The organism is Variovorax sp. V116, from assembly GCF_041154435.1.
In the GTDB taxonomy this organism is placed as follows: Bacteria; Pseudomonadota; Gammaproteobacteria; order Burkholderiales; family Burkholderiaceae_C; genus Variovorax; species Variovorax paradoxus.
Genome location: NZ_AP028661.1, coordinates 1,920,770 through 1,945,216, shown reverse-complemented (window position 1 = coordinate 1,945,216; position 24,447 = coordinate 1,920,770). Strand labels below are relative to the sequence as shown.

21 protein-coding genes are annotated in these 24,447 nt (G+C 66.9%); 12 read left to right on the top strand and 9 right to left on the bottom strand.

Annotation, left to right across the window (positions count from 1 at the left end):
* Positions 1-71 precede the first annotated feature (71 nt).
* Positions 72-2,123 (top strand): gamma-glutamyltransferase family protein, encoded by a 2,052-nt coding sequence (locus tag ACAM58_RS09120; protein ID WP_369664337.1) that lies wholly within the window; start codon positions 72-74, stop codon positions 2,121-2,123.
* 36 nt (positions 2,124-2,159) lie between these two features.
* On the opposite strand, the gene ACAM58_RS09115 is transcribed toward ACAM58_RS09120, so the two are convergent.
* Positions 2,160-3,617, bottom strand: a complete 1,458-nt coding sequence (locus ACAM58_RS09115; protein WP_049809375.1) for a M20/M25/M40 family metallo-hydrolase — start codon at positions 3,615-3,617, stop codon at positions 2,160-2,162.
* Positions 3,618-3,640: 23 nt separating this feature from the next.
* Between ACAM58_RS09115 and earP the strand changes: the two genes are divergently transcribed.
* From earP to ACAM58_RS09095, 4 genes are all read left to right on the top strand, one after another.
* Complete coding sequence (earP, locus tag ACAM58_RS09110) at positions 3,641-4,804, top strand: elongation factor P maturation arginine rhamnosyltransferase EarP (protein ID WP_012746922.1); 1,164 nt, start codon at positions 3,641-3,643, stop codon at positions 4,802-4,804.
* A 190-nt stretch (positions 4,805-4,994) separates the two neighbouring features.
* Positions 4,995-5,549, top strand: coding sequence for an elongation factor P (gene efp / locus ACAM58_RS09105; RefSeq protein WP_012746921.1), 555 nt, complete (start codon positions 4,995-4,997; stop codon positions 5,547-5,549).
* An 86-nt stretch (positions 5,550-5,635) separates the two neighbouring features.
* Positions 5,636-6,415, top strand: a complete 780-nt coding sequence (locus ACAM58_RS09100) for a crotonase/enoyl-CoA hydratase family protein (protein ID WP_369664336.1) — start codon at positions 5,636-5,638, stop codon at positions 6,413-6,415.
* Positions 6,416-6,477: 62 nt separating this feature from the next.
* On the top strand, positions 6,478-7,341 hold the full coding sequence (locus tag ACAM58_RS09095) for a TIGR00730 family Rossman fold protein (protein WP_026283814.1): 864 nt from the start codon (positions 6,478-6,480) through the stop codon (positions 7,339-7,341).
* Positions 7,342-7,386: 45 nt separating this feature from the next.
* On the opposite strand, the gene ACAM58_RS09090 is transcribed toward ACAM58_RS09095, so the two are convergent.
* The 5 genes from ACAM58_RS09090 to pncB are packed head-to-tail and all read right to left on the bottom strand — an operon-like array spanning position 7,387 to position 13,597.
* Positions 7,387-8,550 (bottom strand): MFS transporter, encoded by a 1,164-nt coding sequence (locus ACAM58_RS09090; RefSeq protein ID WP_028256160.1) that lies wholly within the window; start codon positions 8,548-8,550, stop codon positions 7,387-7,389.
* The gene (locus tag ACAM58_RS09085) at positions 8,547-9,914 is read right to left on the bottom strand and encodes a DNA recombination protein RmuC (RefSeq protein WP_028256161.1); all 1,368 of its coding nucleotides are present in this window, start codon (positions 9,912-9,914) and stop codon (positions 8,547-8,549) included. Before ACAM58_RS09085 ends, ACAM58_RS09090 begins: the two co-directional genes overlap by 4 nt.
* A gap of 25 nt (positions 9,915-9,939) precedes the next feature.
* Positions 9,940-10,926, bottom strand: coding sequence for a D-glycerate dehydrogenase (locus ACAM58_RS09080; protein ID WP_027730548.1), 987 nt, complete (start codon positions 10,924-10,926; stop codon positions 9,940-9,942).
* Between the two features lie 11 nt (positions 10,927-10,937).
* Entirely contained in the window at positions 10,938-12,350 is a 1,413-nt protein-coding gene (locus ACAM58_RS09075; protein ID WP_369664335.1) for a sodium:proton antiporter, read from the bottom strand.
* A gap of 26 nt (positions 12,351-12,376) precedes the next feature.
* Positions 12,377-13,597: a nicotinate phosphoribosyltransferase gene (gene pncB / locus ACAM58_RS09070; RefSeq protein WP_012746914.1), complete on the bottom strand. Its 1,221-nt coding sequence runs from the start codon at positions 13,595-13,597 to the stop codon at positions 12,377-12,379.
* Between the two features lie 176 nt (positions 13,598-13,773).
* Here pncB and ACAM58_RS09065 point away from each other — a divergent pair, with 176 nt between their 5' ends.
* Positions 13,774-14,007 carry a CsbD family protein gene (locus ACAM58_RS09065; RefSeq protein ID WP_012746913.1) on the top strand — a complete coding sequence of 78 codons (234 nt, stop codon included), beginning with the start codon at positions 13,774-13,776 and terminating at the stop codon, positions 14,005-14,007.
* Between the two features lie 38 nt (positions 14,008-14,045).
* On the top strand, positions 14,046-14,462 hold the full coding sequence (locus tag ACAM58_RS09060) for a hypothetical protein (RefSeq protein ID WP_012746912.1): 417 nt from the start codon (positions 14,046-14,048) through the stop codon (positions 14,460-14,462).
* A 55-nt stretch (positions 14,463-14,517) separates the two neighbouring features.
* Here the strand turns inward: ACAM58_RS09060 and ACAM58_RS09055 are convergent, their stop codons facing one another.
* Together ACAM58_RS09055 and ACAM58_RS09050 are read right to left on the bottom strand one after the other, a co-directional pair.
* Entirely contained in the window at positions 14,518-14,961 is a 444-nt protein-coding gene (locus ACAM58_RS09055) for a thioesterase family protein (RefSeq protein WP_027730546.1), read from the bottom strand.
* Complete coding sequence (locus ACAM58_RS09050) at positions 14,958-15,884, bottom strand: histone deacetylase (protein WP_369664334.1); 927 nt, start codon at positions 15,882-15,884, stop codon at positions 14,958-14,960. The genes ACAM58_RS09055 and ACAM58_RS09050 overlap by 4 nt, the downstream gene beginning before the upstream one ends.
* 189 nt (positions 15,885-16,073) lie before the next feature.
* Here ACAM58_RS09050 and ACAM58_RS09045 point away from each other — a divergent pair, with 189 nt between their 5' ends.
* Both ACAM58_RS09045 and ACAM58_RS09040 read left to right on the top strand, forming a co-directional pair.
* Positions 16,074-16,625 (top strand): phasin family protein, encoded by a 552-nt coding sequence (locus ACAM58_RS09045; protein WP_012746908.1) that lies wholly within the window; start codon positions 16,074-16,076, stop codon positions 16,623-16,625.
* Positions 16,626-16,753: 128 nt separating this feature from the next.
* Positions 16,754-17,512, top strand: coding sequence for a 3-hydroxyacyl-CoA dehydrogenase (locus ACAM58_RS09040; RefSeq protein WP_012746907.1), 759 nt, complete (start codon positions 16,754-16,756; stop codon positions 17,510-17,512).
* Here the strand turns inward: ACAM58_RS09040 and ACAM58_RS09035 are convergent.
* A complete protein-coding gene (locus ACAM58_RS09035) occupies positions 17,460-18,401 on the bottom strand; it encodes a YihY/virulence factor BrkB family protein (RefSeq protein WP_012746906.1) in 942 nt (313 codons plus the stop codon). The two genes, ACAM58_RS09040 and ACAM58_RS09035, sit on opposite strands and share 53 nt — an antisense overlap.
* Positions 18,402-18,483: 82 nt before the next feature.
* Here ACAM58_RS09035 and dnaG point away from each other — a divergent pair, with 82 nt between their 5' ends.
* The 3 genes from dnaG (at position 18,484) to ACAM58_RS09020 (ending at position 24,447) form a co-directional block, all read left to right on the top strand.
* Entirely contained in the window at positions 18,484-20,463 is a 1,980-nt protein-coding gene (dnaG, locus tag ACAM58_RS09030) for a DNA primase (protein ID WP_026283815.1), read from the top strand.
* A 296-nt stretch (positions 20,464-20,759) separates the two neighbouring features.
* Positions 20,760-23,111: an RNA polymerase sigma factor RpoD gene (gene rpoD, locus ACAM58_RS09025; RefSeq protein WP_026283816.1), complete on the top strand. Its 2,352-nt coding sequence runs from the start codon at positions 20,760-20,762 to the stop codon at positions 23,109-23,111.
* Positions 23,112-23,211: 100 nt separating this feature from the next.
* Positions 23,212-24,447, top strand: a complete 1,236-nt coding sequence (locus ACAM58_RS09020; protein WP_012746903.1) for a multidrug effflux MFS transporter — start codon at positions 23,212-23,214, stop codon at positions 24,445-24,447.

Here is a 24,447-nt window from a genome sequence, read left to right as displayed (position 1 = left end):
AATTGTGCTGATGATGACGGGCGCGAGGAGCGCCTGTGTCATTTCATCAAGACTACTCGGGGGAACTCTCCATGAAGAAAAACATCCGGACGGGCGCCTGGCTGGCACTGTCCCCCATCGCGCTGGCCTTGACGGTGGCCGGCTGCGGCGGCGGCAATGGCGCGCAGGACAACGCCGCCCTGGTCGCGACGATCGCCGCCATCAACGCGGCCAACGCCAACCGGCCTGCCCCACCGCCGCCCGAAGCCGACAAGGGCTGCCTGATCGGCGACGGCGGCACGCCGGTCGTGGTGGGTTCCGGCGACCCGGGCGACCCGGCGGCACCCGAGCCCGCCTCGGGCTACGTCGTCGGCCACAAGCTGGTCTACGCGAAGAACTACATGGTGGTGGCCAACCATCCGCTCGCCACGCGCGCGGGCTGCGATGTCCTCAAGGCCGGCGGCAGCGCAGTCGATGCGGCAGTGGCGGTGCAGGCCGTGCTGGGCCTGGTCGAGCCGCAATCCAGCGGCCTGGGCGGCGGCGCGTTCATGCTTCACTACGACGCGGCAACCAGGAAGCTGCAGGCCTACGACGGGCGCGAAATGGCGCCGGCAGCGGCAACCGAGAACTACTTGCGCTGGATCGACGACGTGGCGGACCAGAACCCGCCCAAGCCCAGCGCCCGTGCGAGCGGCCGTTCCATCGGCACACCCGGCGCGGTGCGCATGCTCGACATTGCCTACAGGGACCATGGCAAGCTGCCCTGGAAAGACCTCTTCAGCTACGGCATCACGCTCGCCGCCGATGGCTTCCCGATCGGCGGGCGCATGGCCGCCGCCATCTCCGGCTCGGCCGCCAGCCTCAAGCGCGACGCCGAGGCCACGGCCTACTTCTTCAACGACGACGGCACGCCGAAGGCGCTGGGCACCAGGCTCAAGAATCCGGCCTATGCCAGGACCCTCGGCACCATTGCCACACAGGGCGCGGACGCGTTCTACACCGGCGCCATCGCGCAAGGCATCGTCGACAAGATCGGCATCACGGCGGCCGCCGACGGTTCGGCCATCACGCCCGGCAAGACGACCATGGCCGACATGGCCGGCTACGTGGCCAAACGCCGCGATCCGGTCTGCGGCGCCTACCGCGACTACTACGTGTGCAGCATGTCGCCGCCGTCCTCCGGCGGCATTGCGGTGGTGCAGTCGCTGGGCATCCTGGAGACCTTCAACCTGGGCCTGTACAAGCCCACCGCGATCGACCTCGAAGGCGGCAAGCCGACCGTGATGGGCGTGCACCTGGTGAGCGAGGCCGAGCGCCTGGCCTATGCCGACCGCGACAAATACGTGGCCGACACCGACTTCGTGCCGCTGCCCGGCGGCTCGGTCAACACCTTGATCAACAAGCCCTACCTGCAGAAGCGGGCCAGCCTGATCAGCCTGTCGGCGAGCATGGGAACGGCACTGCCGGGCGACCTTGGAAGCGTGCCCCTGGGCATCGACAAGACCGAGGAGCACGGCACGACGCACTTCACCGTGGTCGACAAGCAGGGCAACGTCGTCACGATGACCACCACCGTCGAGAGCACGCTCGGTTCGTTCCACATGACCCAGGGCTTCATGCTGAACAACCAGCTGACCGACTTCGCTTCCAACCCCGACGACACCAGCGTCACGCCGAGCGTGAAGGTGGCCAACCGCGTCGCCCCCGGCAAGCGCCCGCGCAGCACGATGGCGCCCACGATGGTGTTCAGGAAGAACAGCGACGGCAGCATGGGAGAGTTCGTGATGGGAACCGGATCGCCGGGCGGCGGCACGATCATCCAGTACGTGGTGAAGACGCTGGTCGGCGCGCTCGACTGGGGCCTCGATGCGCAGCAGGCCACCTCGCTGGTGGACTTCGGCGCCTCCAACAGCAAGACCACCAACGTGGGCGGCGAGCACCCGGCGATCGACACGTCGGACTCGGGCAACAACGACCCGCTGATCACCGGCCTGCGCGCGCTCGGCCACACGGTGGGCTTCGGGGCGCAGTCCAGCGGCATCAGCACCATCATGCGCACGACCGTGGGCGGCAAACCGGTGCTCACCGGCGGCGCCGATCCGCGGCGCGAAGGCATCGTGCTGGGAGACACCTTCACGCCCTGACCGGGACGCCCGCCCTCTCCGCGGGGAGGGCGGCGCCTATCTGGCGAGCTCGCTCACCAGCCGGTACAGGAACTCGCGGCCGTCGTAGAGCCGCTGGATCTCGATGCGCTCGTCCAGTCCATGCGCCCGTGCATCCGCCGGGTCGAGGAACATGCCCGTCACGCCATACATCGGAATGCCGGCGTTGCGCATGAAGCGGCTGTCGGTGGCGCCGGTGCTCATCGCGGGCACCACCGGCACGCCGGGCCACATGGCCTGCGTCACCGATTCCACGGTCTTCACCAGGTCGCCGTTCAGCGGCGAGGCCGGGCTGCGCAAGGGCTTGCCGAGGTTGCGCACCACGATCTTGTCGTTGCCCACGGCCTGGGTCAGCAGGCGCTCGACTTCGTCCGGGTCGTCGTGCGGCAGGATGCGGCAGTTGACCGTGGCCTTGGCCGACTGCGGCAGCGCGTTCTCGGCATGGCCCGCCTGCACCATGGTCGCCACGCAGGTGGTGCGCAGCTGCGCGTTGTAGGCCGGATTGGCCGAGAGCCGCTCGATCACCGCGGGCTCGGGGTTGCCGCCGCCAACCGCGCGCATGTCGTCGGCCAGCTGGCCGGTGGCAAACGGCGCGCTGCGTGCGAAATAGGTCTTGGTGACCTCGCCCAGCTTGACCGGGAACGCGTAGCTGCCCAGGCGCTCGAGCCCCGCGGACAGTGCGTAGATCGGGTTGCTATTGGTCGGCACCGAGCTGTGGCCGCCGACGTCGCGCGCCTCGAGCATGTAGGTGGTGTACATCTTCTCGGCCACCTGCATGCGGTGCAGGTTGGGCTTGCCCCCGCGCAGTTCGCCGCCGCCGCCTTCGTTGATGCCGAACTCCGCCTGCAGCAGCTCGGGCTTGTTGTTGATGAGCCAGAAGGCGCCGTTGCTGAGCGCGTCGCCGCGCTCTTCGTCGGCCGTCAGCGCCAGGATGATGTCGCGGCTGGGCTTGAAGCCTTCCTGCTTGAGCTGCCCCAGCACCGACACCAGCGCCGAGGCCATGGCCTTGTCGTCGATCGAACCGCGCGCCGTGAAATAGCCGCCGGTTTCCTGCAGCTTGAACGGATCGGTCTTCCAGTCCTCGCGCCGGGCCTCGACCACGTCGATATGGGCCAGCAGCAGCAGCGGCTTCTTGCTGCCGTTACCCTTGAAGCGCAGCACCAGGTTGCCTTTCTTGGGGAAGGGCTCGAAGATCTGGATGTCGCCGGGCGCAAAGCCCGCTTCGACCAGCCGCTTTTCCATGGCGCGCGCCGCGAGCGTGTTGTCGCCCGCCGAATGGCTGGTGTTGATCTCGATCAGCTCCTTGTAGATGTCGTGAAAGCGCTGCTGCTGCGGTGTCAGCGACGGCGTCGTTTGCGCCGAGGCACCGGCCAGGCCGCCCAAGGCCAGGGAAAGCGCGAGCACGGTTCTCGCCATGCCGGGGTGAGCAAAGAAACCAAGGGAAAGTGGCGAACGGCGGCGGGTCGGCAGGCGCATGGTTTCTCTCTCCGGATGTTGTGATGCCGGCCAGCATACCAAGCAGGCACCACGGCCTCGCCCCGCCGAAGACAGGCACACTCGCGCCCATGCAATGGGACATTTTCTGCAGGGTCATCGACAACCACGGCGACCTCGGCGTGTGCTGGCGGCTGTCGAGCCAGCTGGCCGCCCTCGGCGAACGCGTGCGCCTGTGGATCGACGACGCCACGGCGCTGCACTGGATGGCGCCCACCGGCTGCGAGGGCGTGAGCGTGGTCGACTGGCTCCAGCCCGCCGCCGTCCGGCAAGCCGTGGCGGCCCCGCCGCCCGATGTGCTGGTCGAGGCCTTCGGCTGCGAGCCGGCGCCCGAACTGATCGCGCGCTTTGCCGAGCCGCAGGCCCCGGGGGGGCCGGGCCGGGCGTGGATCAATCTCGAGTACCTGTCGGCCGAGCCGTACGTCGAACGCCTGCACGGCCTGCCCTCGCCCGTGTTCAAGGGGCCCGGCACGGGATTGACGAAGCGCTTTTTCTATCCGGGCTTCACACCCGCCACGGGAGGGCTGCTGCGGGAGCCCGGCCTGCTGGAGCGACGGGCACGCTTCGACCGCGCGCAATGGCTGGCGGCGCAGCAAATTCCCTGGCGCGATGGCGAACGCCTGGTGTCGCTGTTCTGCTACGAGCCGCCGTCGCTGGCCACCCTGCTCGAGCAGCTGGCGGCCGGTTCGCAGCCCACGCGGCTCCTGGTCACCTCGGGCCGGGCCGCGCATGCGGTCAGGGCGTTCTTTGCCGACAGGAAACAGCCGGATCACGGGGTCTCGGGGCTCGGCGCGCTATCAATTTCATACCTGCCGTATCTCACGCAAGCCGATTTCGATCATCTTCTCTGGGCCTGCGACCTGAATTTCGTGCGCGGCGAGGATTCGCTCGTTCGGGGGCTGTGGGCCGGCGCGCCGCTGGTCTGGCAGATCTACCCGCAGGACGACGACGCGCACCACGTCAAGCTCGGCGCCTGGCTCGACTGGCTGGGCGCCCCGCCGTCGCTGCGGCAGTTCCACCATGCCTGGAACGGGTTCGACAGCAGCCCCCTGCCCGCTCTCGAAACACAGGGCCCATGGCGTGAAACCGTGCTGGCCGCCCGCCAAAAGCTGTGCGCACAAGAGGACTTGGTCACTCAATTGCGGCATCTGGTCGCCGGAAAAAGCTAAAATAGTGGGCTTTGCGGATTTCGGCCCGGATCTACACAGATCCGAGATGCTCTCCGCCAAACCTGCCGCGGGACATGTACCGCGGGGCCAATGAGGCCGGCAAGACACGCCGGCAAGACCTTGCAAACCACATTGCATACGTCGCCCGATGGCTCCGCGCACCGAGCGGCCAACATCCAGAGAACCTGATATGAAAATCGCTCAAGAAATCCGCGCCGGCAACGTCATCATGCACGGCAAGGACCCGATGGTCGTCCTCAAGACCGAATACAGCCGCGGCGGCCGCAACTCCGCCACCGTGCGCATGAAGCTCAAGAGCCTGATCGCCAACTTCAACACCGAAGTGGTCTTCAAGGCCGACGACAAGATCGACCAGATCGTGCTGGACAAGAAGGAGTGCACCTACTCCTACTTCGCCGACCCGATGTACGTCTGCATGGACACCGAGTACAACCAGTACGAAGTCGAAGCCGAGAACATGGGCGACGCCCTCAACTACCTCGAAGACGGCATGCCGGTCGAAGTGGTGTTCTACGACGGCAAGGCCATCTCGGTCGAACTGCCGACCAGCGTCGAGCGCGAAATCACCTGGACCGAGCCGGCCGTCAAGGGCGACACCTCGGGCAAGGTGCTCAAGCCCGCCAAGATCGCCACCGGCTTCGAAGTGCCGGTGCCGCTGTTCGTGTCGCAAGGCGACAAGATCGAAATCGACACCCGCACCGGCGAATACCGCAAGCGCGTCTAAGCCCGCACCCATGCTGGCTGGCCAGCACCCAACGACAAAGGCTCCGCAGGGAGCCTTTTTCCGTTGATGGGCTTACCCTTGCGCCCATGAACACGTCCGCCAGCGTCCGCACCGAGATCGATGGGCCGGTCAGCACCATCGTCATGAGCCGCCCGAAGCAGCGCAACGCCGTCGACCGGCCCATGGCCGACGCGCTGCGCGCCGCCTTCGAGCGCTTCGAAGCCGATCAAAGCCAGCGCGTTGCGGTGCTCTGGGGCGAGCACGGCACCTTCTGCGCCGGCGCCGACCTGGGCGCGGTCGGCGACCCCGCGCGCCGCAACGAACTCGACCCCGAGGGCGGCGGCACGGGCCCGATGGGCCCGACCCGCATGGCGCTTGCCAAGCCCCTGATCGCCGCCATCAGCGGCCATGCGGTGGCCGGCGGCCTGGAACTGGCGCTGCTGGCCGACCTGCGCGTGGCCGAGGAAGATGCCGTGCTCGGCGTGTTCTGCCGGCGCTGGGGCGTGCCGCTGATCGACGGCGGCACGGTGCGGCTGCCGCGCATCGTTGGCATGGGCCGCGCACTCGACCTGATCCTGACCGGACGGCCCGTGAGCGCCCCGGAAGCGCAGGCCATGGGCCTGGTCAACCGCGTGGTGCCGCTCGGCCAGGCCCGCCACGCGGCCGAAGCGCTCGCGCGCGAGATCGCGTCGTTCCCGCAGCAGTGCATGCTGGCGGACCGCCAATCCGCTCATGCCCAATGGAGCCTGCCGCTGGCCGATGCGCTAAGGCAGGAAGGCCGGCTCGGCGTGCCGATCGTCGCGGCCGAAGGCGCGGCCGGTGCCGAACGCTTCGTGCGCGGCGAGGGGCGCCACGGCACCTTCTGAGCCGCGGGGCGCCGCATCCGCGACGCTGCACAATGCTGCAAGTCTTCCTGTCCGATTTCTCCATGAACAACACGCACGACCTTCACGACAAGCGCCTCGCGGACGCCTGGGCCACCCTCAAGGCGCACGCCGAAAAGGGCCTCCCCCTCGATCCCGATCCTTCGCGCCTCGCCTTTGCCGATCCGGAATTCCTGCTGCGCCGCGAAACCCGCGGCATCCGCATGCAGCTCGAGCTGATGAAGCCCGACCTGGAGCAGCGCGCCCACGGCATCGAGAACACCGTGGTGGTGTTCGGCAGCGCGCGCTTTCGCAGCGAGGAAGAAGCAGCCGCGCTGGTCGCGCAGGCCGAAGCCGCCGGCGATGCGGTGGCGGCCGAGCGCTGGCGCCGCCTGGCGCGCAGCTCGCACTACTACGAGAAGGCCCGCGCCTTCGGCAAGCTGGTGGCGGAGTTCAGCAACGGCAAGGAGCCCGAGGACAAGCTCTTTGTCTGCACCGGCGGCGGCCCCGGCATCATGCAGGCGGCCAACCGCGGCGCGCACGAAGGCGGCGGCCTCTCGGTCGGCCTGGCCATCGCGCTGCCGATGGAAGAAGAAGCCAACCCCTACGTCACGCCGGCGCTGAGCTTCAAGTTCCACTACTTCGCGATCCGCAAGATGCATTTCATGATGCGTGCCAAGGCGCTGGTGGCGTTTCCGGGCGGCTTCGGCACGCTGGACGAGCTGTTCGAGGTGATCACGCTGGTGCAGACCCGCAAGTCGAAGCCGGTGCCGATCGTGCTGTTCGGCTCGGCCTACTGGAAGAAGCTGGTCGACTTTGACTTCCTGGTCGAGGAAGGCGTGATCTCGCCGGCCGACGTGAAGCTCTTCGAATACGTCGACGCGCCCGAAGATGCCTGGGATGCGATCAAGCGCTTCTACAAGCTGTAGTCCGGTTCCAGGCTCCGGCGGCATCGCCCCGCCTCCGCGGGGCAGCTAGACCTTCAAGCCCCAGGTCGCCCGCGCCCCCAGCACAACCACGCCGCCCACCACCCAGAAGACGCCCGCGATGCCGATCAGCGCGCCGATCGAGCCGAACAGCATCGGCATGGCCACGCTCGAGGCGTTGATGGTCATGAGGCGCAGGCCCAGCGCCTCGCCGTGCCGCGCATGCGGCGTGATCTGGTGCAGCATGCTCATCACCATCGGCTGCACCGCGCCGAGCGCAAAGCCCAGGATCACCGAGCACAGGCCCATGCTCCAGGCCGAATCGAGCAGCGGATAGACCGCGAACACCAGCGCCGTGACGAGGGTGGAGCTCAGGATCACGCTTCGCTCCGAAGCGCGCGAGGCCACCAGCGGCAGCACCACCCGGATGGCCGCCGCTGCAATGGCGAAGGCGCCGAGGATGGAACCGATCATCGACGCGCTGATGCCGCGGTCATGCCCCAGCACCGGCAGCACGAAGGCATGCACGTCCCAGCTCGACGATTGCAGCCAGTTCACGAACAGCAGGCGGCGGAACATCGGCTCGCGCAGCAGGTCCCAGGCGCGCGTGGGCGCGGCGCCGGCGGCGGGTGCCGCAGGCGGCGGTTCGTGCGCGCCGCGCGCCAGCAGCCAGCAGGCGATGGGGAAAGCCGCCATCACCGCAAAGCAGACCCGGAACGCCAGCATGTCCGCAGGGGCTCGCCCTGCATGGTCGATGAGCATGCCGGCGACGAAAGGGCCGATGAAATTGGCGACCGCGGGCGCTATCGCAAGCCAGCTGAACACGCGCTTGAGCTGCGTGGCGTTGGTCGCGGAGCGGCCCACGTGGCGCTGCAGCGCAATGACGGTCGCGCCGGTGGCGCCGCCGGTCAGCAGCGCCGCGATGCACATCATTGGAAAGGTCGGAAAGGCGAGCACGAGTGCTGCGCCGGCCGAAGCCGCAATGACCGACAGCCACAGCGGCCGCTTGAACCCGTACCGGTCGGCAAAGCGCCCCGCCGGCAGCGCCAGGAACACCTGCGTGAGCGCGAACAGCGCGATCAGCACGCCGACGGCCGCCGCGCTGTAGCCCAGTTGCAGCGCCAGCAGCGGGGTTGCGAGCCGCATGCCGGCCATGGTGGCGTGCAGGCAGACCTGGGCGCCGATCACGCGCAGCAGTTCGGAGCCTTTCACGGGGTGTCGTCGCCCTCGCTGTCTGCGGTGGGAGGCAGCAGCACCTGCGACTGGGCCTCGGGCAGCGCCTCGACCTTGCGCAGCGCCAGACGCATCTGCTTGGCGCGCGTGTCGGCCTTGTCGAGCGTGTCGGAGGCCTTGGCCACCTGCTCCTTGATGCGCGAGACCCATTCGCCATAGCGTTCGAACTCGGTCTTGACCGCGCCCAGCACCTTCCAGACCTCGGAGGCCTGCTGCTCGAGCGCCAGCGTGCGAAAGCCCATGTGCAGGCTGTTGAGCATGGCAAGCAGGGTGGTGGGGCCGGCCAGCGTGACGCGGTGCTGGCGCTGGATGGCGTCCATCAGGCCCGGGCGGCGCAGCACCTCGGCATAGAGGCTTTCGACCGGCAGGAAAAGAATGGCGAAGTCGGTGGTGTGCGGCGCCGCCAGGTAGTTCTCGGCGATCGAGCGGGCCTCCACGCGGATGCGCGCCTCGAGCGCCTTGGCCGCGAGCTCGGCGCCGGGCGCGTCGGCGCGCTCGTGCGCATCGATCAGGCGCTCGTAGTCGTCGCGCGGAAACTTGGCGTCGATCGGCAGCCACACCGGGGCGCCGTCGTCGCCGCGGCCAGGGAAGCGGATCGCGAAGTCCACGCGCTGGCCGCTGCGCGGCTTGGTCTCGATCTGCTTGGCGTACTGCTCGGGCGTGAGCACCTGCTCGAGCAGCGCCTCGAGCTGCACCTCGCCGAACACGCCGCGCGTCTTCACGTTGGTCAGCACGCGCTGCAGGCTGCCGACGCCGACGGCCAGCGTCTGCATCTCGCCCAGGCCCTTGTGCACCTGCTCGAGCCGGTCGGCCACCTGCTTGAAGCTCTCGCCGAGGCGGGCTTCGAGCGTGCTCTGCAGCTTCTCGTCGACGGTCTTGCGCATCTCATCGAGCTTGGCGGTGTTGCTCTGCTGCAGCTGCGCGAGCTGCGCTTCCATGGTCGCGCGCACTTCCGACAGGCGGCGCGCATTGGATTCGCTCAGGCCCTGGAGCTGGGTGTTGAGCGTGTCGGCCAGGGTTTTCTGCAGCGAGGCGAGCTGCAGCGAGAAGGCATCGAGCTGGGCGTTCTGCGTGCGGGTGGCTTCGGCGCCCTGCTGCACCAGCGCCTGCTGGAAGGTGGCGAAGGCCTGCGCGGTCTCCTGCCGCGCGCCGCGCGAGCTTTCGCCGATCTCGTGGCGCAGTTCGCGCTCGGTGCGTTCGTTGGCGGTGCCCATGGCGGACAGCACGGAGAGCAGTTCGCTGTGGTCGGGCGCCGGCTGGCGGCGTGCCAGCAGCCAGACCGCGAGCACCAGCTGGACCACCGCAAGGGCGGCCAGCAGAAGAAGAATCAGGGAAGTGTCCAAGGTGGCGATGAGGGTCCGTGTTTATTTACTTGGCAGCGGGCGGAACGGGCGTGACGGGCGTCAGTGCCCCCTTGCCGCCGAACCAGGCGATGAGGTTGTCGGCCGCGAGATCGGCCATGGCGCGGCGCGTGGGCACGGTGGCGCTCGCGATGTGCGGCGTCAGCACCACGTTGGGCACGGTCAGCAGGTCGGGGTGGACCTTGGGTTCGCCCTCGAACACGTCGAGCCCCGCCGCGGCAATGCGCTTCTCACGCAGCGCCACGGCCAGCGCCGCGTCGTCGACGATGCCGCCGCGCGCGATGTTCACCAGCGTGGCGGTCGGCTTCATCAGCGCGATCTCGGCCGCGCCGATGGTGTGGTGCGACGCCGGCGAGTACGGCACCACCAGCACCACGTGGTCCGCCGTCTTGAGCAGCTCTTCCTTGCTCAGGTAGCTGGCCTTGCATTCGGCCTCCAGCGCCGCGTCGAGCCGCGAGCGGTTGTGGTAGACCACCTTCATGCCGAAGCCGTGCGCGCCGCGCTTGGCAATGCCCTGCCCGATGCGGCCCATGCCGATGATGCCGAGCGTGGCGCCGTGGATGTCGGAGCCCGCGAACATGTCGAAGCTCCACTTCTGCCACTTGCCCGCGCGCAGGAAGTGTTCGCTCTCGGTGATGCGGCGGGCCGTGGCCATGAGCAGCGCAAAGCCGAAGTCGGCCGTGGTCTCGGTGAGCACGTCGGGTGCGTTGGTGCCGAGCACGCCGTGCGCGGCCATGGCGTCGACGTCGAAGTTGTTGTAGCCCACGGCCATGTTGGCGCAGATCTTCAGGTCGGGGCAGGCGTCGAGCACCGCGGTGTCGATGCGCTCGCTGCCGGTGGTGAACGCACCCTGCTTGCCTTGCAGCCTGGCGATCAGCTGCTCCTTGCTCCAGCTCTCGTCGGCCTGGTTGGACTCGACCTCGAAATGCTGCGAGAGGCGCTCGATGGTCTCGGGAAAGATCGCGCGTGCGACCAGGATCTTGGGCTTGCTCATGATGTCTGCTCTCAACGGAAGAAGATGAAGGTGGAAAGGACGAACAGCGGAATCAGCACGACCACGGACCAGCCCATGTATCCGAAGAAGCTCGGCATGCGCACGCCGCGGCTTTCGGCAATGGCCTTGACCATGAGGTTGGGCGCGTTGCCGATGTAGCTGTTGGCGCCCATGAACACGGAGCCGGCCGAAACTGCGGCCAGCGTGGTGGCGTAGGTGGTCATGAGCGTGGCCGGATCGCCGCCTGCGGTGTTGAAGAACACGAGGTAGGTCGGCGCGTTGTCCAGGAACGAGCTCAGGATGCCGGAGGCCCAGAAATACATGGCCGGATCGGGCTGGCCGTCGGGCCTCGTCACCGCTGCGATCACGGGCGCGAACGCCCCGTGCGCGCCGGCCTTGAGCATCGCGATCACCGGGATGATGGTCAGGAAGATGCCCGCGAACAGCTTGGCCACCTCGGCCATCGGACCCCATTCGAACTGGTTGTCGGCATGCACCTTGGCCGCGGTGGTCTTGAACGAGACGAGCGTGATGGCGATGAGCCCGGCGTCGCGCACCAGCCCCGGCAGCCCGACGTGCGTGCCGAACACCTCGAAGCCGACGGGCGATTTCCAGACGCCGGAAAGCAGCACGAAGAAGACGATTCCGCCCAGCAGCCAGAAGTTGGCGGCGCCGTCGAAGCCGACGCGCCGGGTGTCCGGCGTCGGGTCGAATGGCAGCACGCCTTCCTTGCGGTAGAGGTGGCGGTCGATGACGTAGAACAGCGCCAGCAGCATGCCGACGAGGAACAGCGTGTTGGGCAGGATGTTGCGCGCCGTCCAGAAGAAATCGACGCCTTTCAGGAAGCCGAGGAACAGCGGCGGGTCGCCGAGCGGCGTGAGCGAGCCGCCCGCATTCGAGACGATGAAGATGAAGAACACCACCACGTGCGCCTTGCTCACGCGGTTGTCGTTGGCGCGGATCAACGGGCGAATCAAGAGCATCGACGCGCCCGTGGTTCCCATGAGGCTCGCGAGCACTGCGCCAATCGCAAGGATGGCCGTGTTGAGGCCGGGCGCGCCGTGCAGGTTGCCGCGGATGTGGATGCCGCCCGCCACCGTGAACAGCGCCGTGAGCAGGATGATGAAGGGGATGTATTCCTCCACCAGCGCGTGCACGAACTGGGAGCCGGCCAGCGGCGCGCCATGGATCGCGGCAAAGGGAAGCAGGAACGCCAGCGCCCAGGCGGCGGAGATCTTGCCGTAGTGGTGGTGCCAGACCGACGGGGCCAGCAGCGGCATCAGCGCAATCGACAGCAGGATGCCCGCGAACGGAACACCCCAGAGCGCCGACAGCTTGCTGCCGTCGAGCTCGGCCGCCATGGCCAGCGCGGGGAACATCATCGGCAGCGCTGCGGCTGCCGCAAGGCGGATTGTTTTTTTCATCGGGGCCGTACCGTACCAGACGCGCGTCAGGCCGGCGGCTGCTCGATCTCGAACACCTGGCGCAGGTAGGCCAGGTATTTTTCGTCCTCGCACATGTTCTTGGAAGGCGTGTCCGACAGCTTGGCCACCGGCTGGCCGTTGCAGTTGATCATCTTGATGACGATCTGCAGCGGCTCGTAGCCGAGGTCGTTGGTGAGGTTGGTGCCGATGCCGAACGCCAGCTGGCAGCGGCCGCGGAACTGCTGGTAGAGCTCGACGGTGCGCGGCACCGTGAGGCTGTCGCTGAAGATCAGCGTCTTGGTGCGCGGATCGACCCGGTTGGCGATGTAGTGCGCCAGCATGCGCTCGCCCCACTGGAACGGATCGCCGCTGTCATGGCGCGCACCGTCGAACAGCTTGCAGAAGTACAGGTCGAAGTCGCGCAGGAAGGCGCTCATGCCGTAGACGTCGGACAGCGCAATGCCCAGGTCGCCGCGGTATTCGCGGGCCCAGCTCTCGAAGCCGAAGATCTGGCTGTCGCGCAGCCGCGGGCCGAGCCCCTGGCAGGCCTGAAGGTATTCGTGCGCCATGGTGCCGAGCGGAATCAGGCCGAGCTTCATCGCATAGAGCACGTTGCTGGTGCCCGCGAGCTGGGGCAGCCGCGCACCGGGCTCGGCCTGCGCCGGCGGCGAGGTGACGGCACCGAGCCTGGCGGTCAGCGTGCGCAGCACCTCTTCATGCCAGTCCTTGGAAAAGCGGCGGCGCGTGCCGTAGTCGGCAATCTTGAGGTCCGACAGGCCGGCATCCTGCAGCTGCCCGATCTTGGTCTCCAGGCGCCGCCGGCCTTCCTCGAGGTCGGGCTTCTTCTGCGTGTTGCGGAAGTAGACCTCGTTCACGATGGCCAGCACCGGAATCTCGAACAGGATGGTGTGCAGCCACGGCCCCTTGATGCGGATCTCGAGCTCGCCCGAGGGCTGGGGCGTGATGGAGATGTACTTTTCGTTGAGCCGGAACAGGCCCAGGAAGTCGACGAAGTCGCTCTTGATGAAGCGCATCGAGCGCAGGTAGGCCAGCTCGGCGTCCCGGAACTGCAGCGAGCAGAGGCTTCGCACCTCTTCGCGGATCTGCCCCGCGAACTGCGCCAGGTCGATGCCGGGGTTGCGGCACTTGAACCGGTACTCGACCTGGGCGCCCGGGAAGTGATGCAGCACGACCTGCATCATGGTGAACTTGTAGAGGTCGGTGTCGAGCAGGCTGTGAATGATCATGGTGCGGCGCGCGTTGTCCCAAGCTTTTCGGCGTGCGTTCGATTATCACGGGCGCCGTCGGCTTGTGCCTACGGCGCCAGCACTGGGCGTCCTACCGCCAGGGTGAATGGCCCCCGCGACAGTGCGTTCACGGCAGCCGGGGAGCTCGCCGAATCCATCTTTTCAAGGAGATTCGCATGAACAAGGACACCATTGCAGGCAACTGGAAACAGCTCAAGGGCAAGGTCAAGGAGCAATGGGGCAAGTTGACCGACGATGACTTCGACGTGATCGCCGGCAAGCGCGACCAGCTGCTGGGCCGCATCCAGGAACGCCACGGCATCAGCCGCGACGAGGCCGAAAAACAGGTCCGGGACTGGGAAACGCGCGACGGCCGCACGCCGGAAGCGCTCTGGTACGAGAAGTACTGAGCTCCCGATTCCTCTCTGAACAGCAAAGGAAGAACACCATGAAAAAGCACCTGCTCATGCTCGCTCTTGCATCCACCTGCTTCATGGCCACCCAGGCGGGCGCCATGACCAAGGACGAATACAAGGCGGCCAAGGAAAAGATCGAAGCCGACTACAAGTCCGCCAAGGCCCAGTGCGACGCGATGAAGGACAACGCGAAGGACGTCTGCCAGAAGGAAGCCAAGGGCACGGAAGACGTGGCGAAGGCCGAACTCGAACAGCAATACAAGCCGAGCGACGCCCATGCCCGCAAGGTGGCCGAGGAGAAGGTCAAGGCCACGTACGAAGTCGCCAAGGAAAAATGCGACGACCAGTCCGGCGACGCCAAGGCTGCCTGCGTGAAGCAGGCCAAGGCCGACGAGGCCCAGGGCAAGGCCGAGATCAAGGCCATGAAGAAGACGAAGACGGCCATGTAGCCGCGGCCCGGTCCGCACGGCAAAAAAGGCGCCCTCCTCGGGCGCTTTTTTGTGATCAGGCCTTCAGCGAATCGACCACGCGCTGCAGCGCCTCGGGAAGCGGCACCGGCCGCTGCGTGGCCCGGTCCACATACACGTGCACGAAGTGGCCCTGCGCGGCTGCGCTGTCCGAGCCTTGCGCAAAGAGCGCGATCTCGTAGCGCACGCTCGACCGTCCGGCCTGGGCCACGCGGATGCCGGCCTCCACGGTCTGGGGAAAGGCGATCGGGGCGAAATAGTTGCACTGCGTCTCGACCACGAAGCCGATGGTCTGCCCCTCATGGATGTCGAGCGCGCCGCGTTCGATCAGCAGCGCATTCACCGCCGTGTCGAACCAGCTGTAGTAGACGACGTTGTTGACATGGCCGTACATGTCGTTGTCGGCCCAGCGCGTGGGAATGCTGCGGAACGCGCGGTAGCTGCTTCGGGAATGCGGCGTGGGTTTGGGGGCGGAGCTCATCGCGCGGCATTTTGCCAGCGGCGCCAATAGTCGAAGGCCACCCTGAAGGTGCCCAGCTGCACCTGCACCGTTTCGGCGATGTCGCTCGCGTAGCCGCCGGCCATCGCGAAGGCCAGCGGAATGCGGCGCTGCCAGGCCCAGTCGAACACCCGCCGGTCGCGCGCCTCCAGGCCGTCGAATGTCAGCTTGAGCCGGCCGAGCCGGTCGCGCTCGAAGGGGTCGGCGCCCGCCAGGTAGATCACCAGGCCCGGCGAGAAGCGCCGCTCCAGTTCGTCGAGCGCGTGCTCGAGCGCGGTGAGGTAGTCGGCATCGCCGCAGCCGTCGGGCAGCTCGACGTCCAGGTCGCTCGCCTCCTTGCGGAACGGAAAGTTCTTCTGCCCGTGCAGCGACAGCGTGAAGACGCTCGGGTCGCTGCGGAAGATGCTGGCCGTGCCGTTGCCCTGGTGCACGTCCAGGTCGATCACCGCGACCTTGAGCTGCCGGCCGCCGCGGCCGTGCTCCGCCTGCATCAGCCGCGCGGCCACGGCGGCGTCGTTGAAGACGCAGAATCCGCCGCCCTTGTCGGCGTAGGCGTGGTGCGTGCCGCCCGCCATGTTGGCCGCCACGCCGCCCGCGAACGCCGCGCGGCAGGCCGCGATGGTCGCCCCGGTGGACCGGCGCGAGCGCTCGACCATCGCCTCGCTCCAGGGGAAGCCGATCTCCCGCATGGCCTGCGGGCTCACGCTGCCGTCGCTGATGGCGGCAATCCACTGCGGGGTGTGGGCCAGCGCCAGCTCGCCGTCGGTGGCACGCGGGGCCTGGTCCATGTCCACCGCCGGCAGGTGCTCCAGCAGGCGGTCTCGCAGCAGGGCATAGCGGGACATCGGGAAGCGGTGGCCCGGAGGCAGGGGCAGGACGAACTGGCCGGAATAGAACGCGCGCATGGCCCGCATTCTGGAGGCCGGAGCGAATTTAGAAAGTGTGTTCTAAATTGCTGCAAAGCAGCAAAACCCCCTTGATCGCAAAGCTGTGCTGCCTATACTTGAGGTCATGCTGCACCGCAACATAGAACATGGACGACGAGGCAGCGCAACGTGAACCGACCACCCTTCATCCTTACCGGAGATTCCCAAATGGCCCTGACCGCTGACCAAATCCTCGCCGCCCAAAAAGCAAACCTCGAAACCCTGTTCGGCCTGACCACCAAGGCCTTCGAAGGCGTCGAGAAGCTCGTCGAACTGAACGTGACCGCCTCCAAGGCTGCGCTGAGCGAAGCTCAGAGCACCGCCCAAGCCGCCCTGAACGTCAAGGACGCACAAGAGCTGCTGACGCTGCAAGCGAGCCTGTTCCAGCCCCTGGCCGAAAAGACCGCTGCCTACAGCCGTCACCTCTATGACATCGCCCAGGGCACCGGCGCCGAGTTCACCAAGGCTTTCGAAGCCAAGGCTGCTGAAGCCCAGCAAACCTTTGTCGGCCTGGTCGACAGCGCTTCCAAGAATGCACCCGCCGGCTCGGAAACCGCCGTTGCCGTGCTGAAGAGCGCCGTGGCTGCCGCCAACAACGCTTTCGAATCGGTCCAGAAGGCCGTCAAGCAAGCGTCGGACGTTGCCGAAGCCAACTTCAACGCCGTGTCGACGCAAGCCGTTGCCGCCGCCAAGACCGCGACCACCTCGCGCAAGCGCTAAGCTGCCGACCACCACCAGTTGTCTCCTTGGGTCCTCACGGATCCAATTCAAGCCTCGTCTTCGGACGGGGCTTTTTTTTGTCCCGCAGCCGTCTTCGATAATGCCGGTCTCATTTCAGGAGACTCTCAATGCAGATCGACGGCAAGGTTTTTATCGTGACCGGTGGCGCCTCGGGCCTCGGCGAAGGCACGGCGCGCATGCTGGCTGCCAATGGCGGCAAGGTGGTGATCGCCGACATGCAGGCCGACAAGGGTGAAGCCGTCGCCAAGGACATCGGCGGCGTGTTCGTCAAGTGCGACGTGAGCCAGGAGGCCGACGGCCAGGCGGCGGTGGCCGCGGCGCAGAAGCTCGGCAAGCTGGTGGGCCTGGTCAACTGCGCGGGCATCGCGCCGGCCGAAAAGACCGTGGGCAAGAACGGCCCGCATGCGCTGGCGGTGTTCAGCAAGACCATCACGGTCAACCTGATCGGCAGCTTCAACATGATCCGCCTCGCGGCCGACGCCATGAGCCGGAACGAGCCCGAAGCCACGGGCGAGCGCGGCGTGCTGATTTCCACCGCATCCGTGGCGGCCTACGACGGCCAGATCGGCCAGGCCGCCTACAGCGCCTCCAAGGGCGGCGTGGTCGGCATGACCCTGCCGATCGCGCGCGACCTGGCACGCAACGGCATCCGCAACATGACCATCGCGCCCGGCATCTTCGGCACGCCCATGCTCTTCGGCATGCCGCAGGAGGTGCAGGACGCGCTGGCCGCCAGCGTGCCCTTCCCATCCCGCCTGGGCACGCCGGAGGACTACGCCAAGCTCGCCAAGCACATCATCGAGAACGACATGCTCAACGGCGAGGTGATTCGTCTCGACGGAGCGATTCGGCTTCCGCCCCGGTGAGCGGCGGCACCGCCGTGCTGCCGGTGCGGTCCAGCCGCTCGTACTGGGCGATCACCTGGGCGCCCAGCAGCACGAGCGTGGCGGCGATCTCCAGGCTCAGCAGCACCACGATGGCCGTGGTGAGCGAGCCGTAGACCACATTGACCTGCGACAGCGTCGAAAAGTACCAGATCAGCACGCGCCGCGTGGCCTCCCACAGCAGCGCGGCGGTCACGCCTCCCAGCAGCGCATGGCGCAGCGACATGCGGCCGGCCGGCATCACGAGGTAGAGCGAGGTCAGCATGAAGATCTCGCCGCCCAGCCCCAAGAGGTAGAGCAGCAGGCCCGAGACGCCCGACAGCGACCAGTTGCGCCCGAACAGGTCGACGCTCTCCTGGCCCACCAGCTGCAGCGCGCCCGACACCAGCGTGACCAGCAGCAGCCCCACGCACAGGAACAGGATGTAGAGATAGGGCATGACCGCCGACACCAGGAAATGGCGCCGGTGGTCCGCCTTGCGGTGATGGAAGATCACCGCCATGGCGCTCTCCAGCACGCTGAAGGCCAGCGAGCTGAAGAAGATCATGGTCACGAACAGCACCGGCCCCATCACGTCGCGGTGCTGGAGGAAGTTCGACAGCTCCGCCACGATCGCCTTCGACTGCCCCGGCAGCAGCCATTCGAGGTACCGGCCGATGGTGCGCAGCAGCTCGGCCTGCTCGATCAGGTGGGACATCGCGATCACGCTCACGATCAGGAGCGGCACGATGGAAAGCAGCGCGTAGTAGGCCACGGCGCCCGCGAGCAGCAAGCCCTGGTTGGCGCGGAAAGCCTTGAGCGCATCCCAGACGAAGCGCAGGGGATGGCGCAGCAGCGGCGCGACGTGGTGCAATGGGTGGGGCGTCTTCATCCGTGGGTTCCAGCTGCGGGCAGTATGGCCTTCGCGCGCGGGCGTTCGAAGGCTTGCGTATGATTTGCCGCTCTTCGCCTACATGACCATCCCCGCTTCATTCATCCAGGAACTCATCGCGCGCGCCGACGTGGTGGAAATCGTCGGGCGCTACGTGCAGCTCAAGAAGGCCGGCGCCAACTTCATGGGCCTGTGCCCGTTCCACGGCGAGAAGTCGCCCTCCTTCTCGGTCAGCCCCACCAAGCAGTTCTATCACTGCTTCGGCTGCGGGGTCCACGGCAACGCCATCGGCTTTCTCATGGAACACGCGGGCATGGGCTTCGTCGAGGCGGTGCACGACCTTGCCGGCCAATACGGCCTGCAGGTGCCCGAGGACGATGCCTCTCCGGCGGAACGCGCCCGCGCCGCCAGCCAGCGCCAGAAGCAGGCCACGCTGACCGACGTGCTCGAAAAAGCCGGCGAGGCCTACCGCAAGGCCCTGCGGCAGGCACCGGGCGCCATCGAATACTTGAAGGGCCGCGGCGTCTCGGGCGAAGTGGCCCGGCAGTTCGGCATCGGCTATGCGCCCGCCGGCTGGCGCACGCTTGCCAGCGTGTTTCCCGACTACGACGACCCGCTGCTGGCCGAAAGCGGCCTGGTGATCGTCAACGCCGAAGACGGCGCCGAAGACGCCAAGCGCTACGACCGCTTTCGCGACCGCGTGATGTTCCCGATCCGCAACGTGAAGGGCGAATGCATCGGTTTCGGCGGCCGGGTGCTCGGCGACGAAAAGCCCAAGTACCTCAATTCGCCCGAGACGCCCGTGTTCAGCAAGGGGCGCGAGCTCTACGGACTGTACGAGGCCCGCGCCGCCTTCCGCGAGCGCGGCTTCGCCCTGGTGACCGAGGGCTACATGGACGTGGTCGCGCTGGCCCAGCTCGGCTTTCCCAATGCCGTGGCCACGCTCGGCACGGCCTGCACCACGGAGCACGTGCAAAAACTCTTCCGGTTCACCGAATCGGTGGTGTTCAGCTTCGACGGCGACGCCGCCGGCCGCCGCGCCGCGCGCAAGGCGCTCGACGGCGCCCTGCCCTATGCCACCGACGTGCGCAGCATCAAGTTCCTGTTCCTGCCCGCCGAGCACGACCCCGACAGCTTCATCCGCGAGTTCGGCGCCGATGCGTTCGCGCGCTTCATCCAGGAAGCCACGCCGCTGTCGCGCTTCATGCTCGAGGCCGCGCGCGAAGGCTGCGACCTGACCACCGCAGAAGGCCGCGCCCACATGACGAGCAATGTGCGCCCGCTCTGGAGCGCCATGCCCGACGGCGCGCTCAAGCGCCAGCTGCTGAGCGAGATCGCCGCGCTGGTGCAGCTCGACGCCGCGGCGCTCTCCGAACTCTGGGCCTCCACGCCAGGTCCGCGCAGGCCGGCTGCGGCGCCAAACCAGCGCCAGAGCGAGCCGGGCCACGAGAGCGACTACCCCGACATGCCGCCGCCGGCCGAATACGAACCGCCGCGCTATGAAAACGATAGCAAGCCGCGCAAATTCACCAAGGGCAAGCGCTGGAGCGGCAAATTCGAGGCGCCGATCGAGCCGCTGCGCGGCCGGGGCAAGCCGCCGAGCCGGCCGGACGTGGCGGCGCGGCTGCTGCTGTCGAACATGGCGCAATGGGACGCGCTGTCGCACGAGCTCCACGTGATGCTGTGCGACCTGCCGGGCCCGCATGGGGCGCTTTTCACCTGGCTCGACAGCCAGCTGCACGAGCACGGCGTGCAGCCGTGGGCGGCGCTCCGCGAAGGCATGCGCGGGCTCGATTTCGAGGCGCTGGCCGAGCGCCTCATGAGCGTTTCCGAGAGCGCCCCGGTCCCCGAGGGCGAGGAAGAGCAGCACCTGGCCGATGCCGCCAAGGAGCTCGCGAGCGTGCTCGACTTCATGCTCGACGACCGGCTCAAGGCCCAGCAGAGCGAGGCCATTGCCGCGGTCGGAAAGGACCCGAAGGCGCTCGAACGCTACAAGGCGCTGGAGGCCAGGCGGCTCGAATTGCGCAACCGATTGAACCCGCGCGGTGCAGAAACTGCTTGAAATTTGCGCAATAGGCTATAATGTAAGGCTTCGCAACTGGCGAAATTAGGCAAGAGCGACAGCAGCACCTCCGGGCCGACCCCTAGCGCAACGCACTCCCACGGAAAGAATCCGTCGGAAAGGGTCAATAACCGCAAGGACTGCACACCAAATGTTCGCCCGACATCTTGCCTGACGAGGAATTTCTTCCTCTTTCCCAATTGTTCCGTCCGTGCCTGTGCCCGGACCGTGGTGGCGCTGCCGTGTGGCGGTGCGCCTGTGATTCCGCTTGGTCCATCTTGCTGTAACGAGGTCGTATGCCCAGTTCAAAGAAGCCTGCTCCTTCACTCGCCAAAAGCGCCGCCGCGAAGTCTGTCGCAGAAAAACCGTTGAAAGCTGGCGTTATGCCGGCAACTAAGTCGGGTGCCGCCGCTTCCAAATCGGCAGCCGCAACGAAAGTGAAAACCGTGCCCACGAAATCGACCTCCATCGACGATCCGAAAAAAGCTGCCGCCAAGGCAGTTGCCGCCCCCGCCGCCAAGAAAGTAGGCCGCCCGCCCAAGGCCGCCGGCGCTGCCGCGCCCGCCACCGGCGCCAAGCGCGGCCGCAAGCCCAAGGCCGGCAACGAAGCGCCCGAAAGCGACGTCGACCTGTCGGACATCGAGGAAGACCTGGCCGGCGACGAGCCCGCAACCGCCACGACCACCGAGGAAAAGGTCAAGCCGCTGCGCATGAAGATCAGCAAGGCGAAGGAACGCGCCTTGATGAAGGAGTTCGGCCTGGACGAGACCGTGCTCTCCGAGGAAGACCTGGCCAAGCGCCGCTCGCGCCTGAAGACGCTGATCACGCTCGGCAAGACCCGCGGCTACCTCACGCACGGCGAAATCTCCGACCACCTGCCCGACAAGCTGGTCGACGCCGAGACCATGGAAGTCGTGGTCACCATGCTCAACGACATGGGCGTGGCGGTGTACGAGCAAACGCCCGACGCCGAGACCCTGCTGCTGAACAACACCGCGCCCACCGCCACCACGGTGGAAGAAGCCGAGGAAGAAGCCGAAGCGGCCCTGTCCACGGTGGACAGCGAATTCGGCCGCACGACCGACCCGGTGCGCATGTACATGCGCGAAATGGGCACGGTCGAGCTGCTCACGCGCGAAGGCGAAATCGAAATCGCCAAGCGCATCGAAGGCGGCCTGATGGCCATGATGGAAGCCATCTCGGCCTCCCCCGCCACCATCGCCGAGATCCTGCGCCTGGCCGCCGACATCCGTGAAGGCAAGGTCGTCATCTCCACCGTGGTGGACGGCTTCTCGAACCCCAACGAAGCCGACGACTACGTGGCCGAGGAAGACTTCGACGAGTTCGACGAGGAAGACGACGACGACGGCAAGGGCGGCTCCAAGGCCCTCACCAAGAAGCTCGAGGAACTCAAGCGCGATGCGCTCGAGCGCTTCGACCGCATTGCCTCGATGTTCGAGAAGGTCCACAAGATCTACGACAAGGAAGGCTACGGCACGCCCGCGTACGAGAAGGCCCAGCAGGCCCTGTCGGACGAGCTCATGACCATCCGCTTCACGGCCAAGACCATCGAGAAGCTGTGCGACCTGGTTCGCACGCAGGTGGACGACGTGCGCAAGAAGGAGCGCGAGCTGCGCCGCATCATCGTGGACAAGTGCGGCTTCCCGCAGGACGAGTTCATCCGCGATTTCTCGGGCTACGACAAGAACGGCAACCGCGTGCCCTCGAACCTGCTGAACCAGAAGTGGGTCGAGAAGCAGGCCGCGGCCGGCAAGCCCTGGAGCGCCGTGCTCGCGCGCAACATTCCGCCGGTGCAGGAACTGCAGCAGAAGCTCGCCGACATCCAGTCGCGCGTGGTGGTGCCGCTCACCCAGCTCAAGGAAATCAACAAGCGCATGAACGAGGGCGAATCGTCCTCGCGCGATGCCAAGAAGGAAATGATCGAGGCCAACCTGCGCCTCGTGATCTCCATCGCCAAGAAGTACACCAACCGCGGCCTGCAGTTCCTGGACCTGATCCAGGAAGGCAACATCGGCCTGATGAAGGCGGTCGACAAGTTCGAATACCGCCGCGGCTACAAGTTCTCGACCTACGCCACGTGGTGGATCCGCCAGGCCATCACGCGCTCGATCGCGGACCAGGCGCGCACCATCCGCATCCCGGTGCACATGATCGAGACGATCAACAAGATGAACCGCATCTCGCGCCAGCATCTGCAGGAGTTCGGCTTCGAGCCCGACGCCGGCATCCTGGCTGCCAAGATGGAGATCCCGGAAGACAAGATCCGCAAGATCATGAAGATCGCGAAGGAGCCGATCTCGATGGAAACCCCCATCGGCGACGACGACGATTCGCACCTGGGCGACTTCATCGAGGACAGCAGCAACACGGCCCCGATCGAGGCCGCGATGCAGGCGGGCCTGCGCGACGTGGTCAAGGACATCCTCGACAGCCTCACGCCGCGCGAAGCCAAGGTGCTGCGCATGCGCTTCGGCATCGAGATGTCGACGGACCACACGCTGGAAGAAGTCGGCAAGCAGTTCGACGTGACGCGCGAGCGCATCCGCCAGATCGAGGCGAAGGCCCTGCGCAAGCTCAAGCATCCCTCGCGTTCGGACAAACTGCGCAGCTTCATCGATACTCTGTAATCCGGGTTCCCTGAAGCCACAAGCGCCCGCAGCGCCCCGTCATACGGGCGGCGGGCGCTCTCTTTTGTGCAACGCAAACAAGAAGAATGGAGCAATTGCCATGAATCCCGATGCAGACAAACTCTGGCAGGCCCCGCGCTGGGCACTGGCCGTGCTGCTCGCGGTGCTGGGCATGCTGGGCCCCTTCTCCATCGACACCTACATCCCGGCCTTCTCTGGCATTGCGCGCTCCATCGGCGCCACGCCGGCCGAGATGCAGCAGACACTTTCGGCCTACCTGTTCGGCTTTGCCTTCATGAACCTGTTCCATGGCGCGCTGTCGGACAGCTTTGGCCGGCGGCCGGTGGTGCTGTGGGGGCTCGCGGTGTTCACGCTCGCCTCGCTGGGCTGCGCGCTGTCGCAGAACATCGCGCAGCTGGTGCTGTTCCGCGGGCTGCAGGGCCTGTCGACCGGCGCGGGCATCGTGGTGTCGCGCGCCGTGATCCGCGACATGTTCCCGCCGGCCGAGGCGCAGCGCGTGATGAGCCAGGTGACGATCTACTTCGGGGTGGCGCCGGCCATTGCGCCGATCATCGGCGGCTTCCTGTTCGTGCATGCGGGCTGGCACGCGGTGTTCTGGTTCCTGGTGGCGGTCGGCGTGGTTCTGTTCGCGGCCAACTACAAGCTGCTGCCCGAGACGCTGCACCAGAGCCAGCGCCAGTCCTTCCACGTGCGGCACCTGCTGCGCGGCTACTGGGACCTGTGTTCCGATCCGCGCTTCCTGCTGCTCGCGCTCGCGAGCGGCGTGCCGTTCAACGGCATGTTCCTCTACGTGCTGGCCGCGCCCGCCTTCCTGGGCGACCACCTCTCGCTGCAGCCGCAGCAGTTCTTCTGGTTCTTCCTGCTGACCATCGGCGGCATCATGCTGGGCGCGCGCGCCAGCGGCCGCATGGCGGGCAAGGTGACGCCCAAGCGGCAGATCCGCGACGGCTTCCTGATCATGCTGGTCACCTCGGTGGTCAACGTGGCGGCCAATTTTTTCTTCGATGCGCACGTGGCATGGGCGCTGTGGCCGCTGGCGGTGTTCGCCTTCGGCTGGGCGCTGATGGTGCCGGTGGTCACGCTGCTGGTGCTCGACCTGCACCCCGAGCGCCGCGGCATGGCCTCGTCGCTGCAGGCCGTGATCGGCTCGACCGCCAACGGCCTGGTGGCCGGCGCGATCGCGCCGCTGGTGATGCATTCCACACTGGCGCTTGCCGTCACCTCCATGCTGATGCTGGGCATCGGCCTGGTCGCCTGGGTCTGGCTGCACGGCCGCTGGCCCGAGATCGGACGAAGCCTCGCCAACGAAACCTGA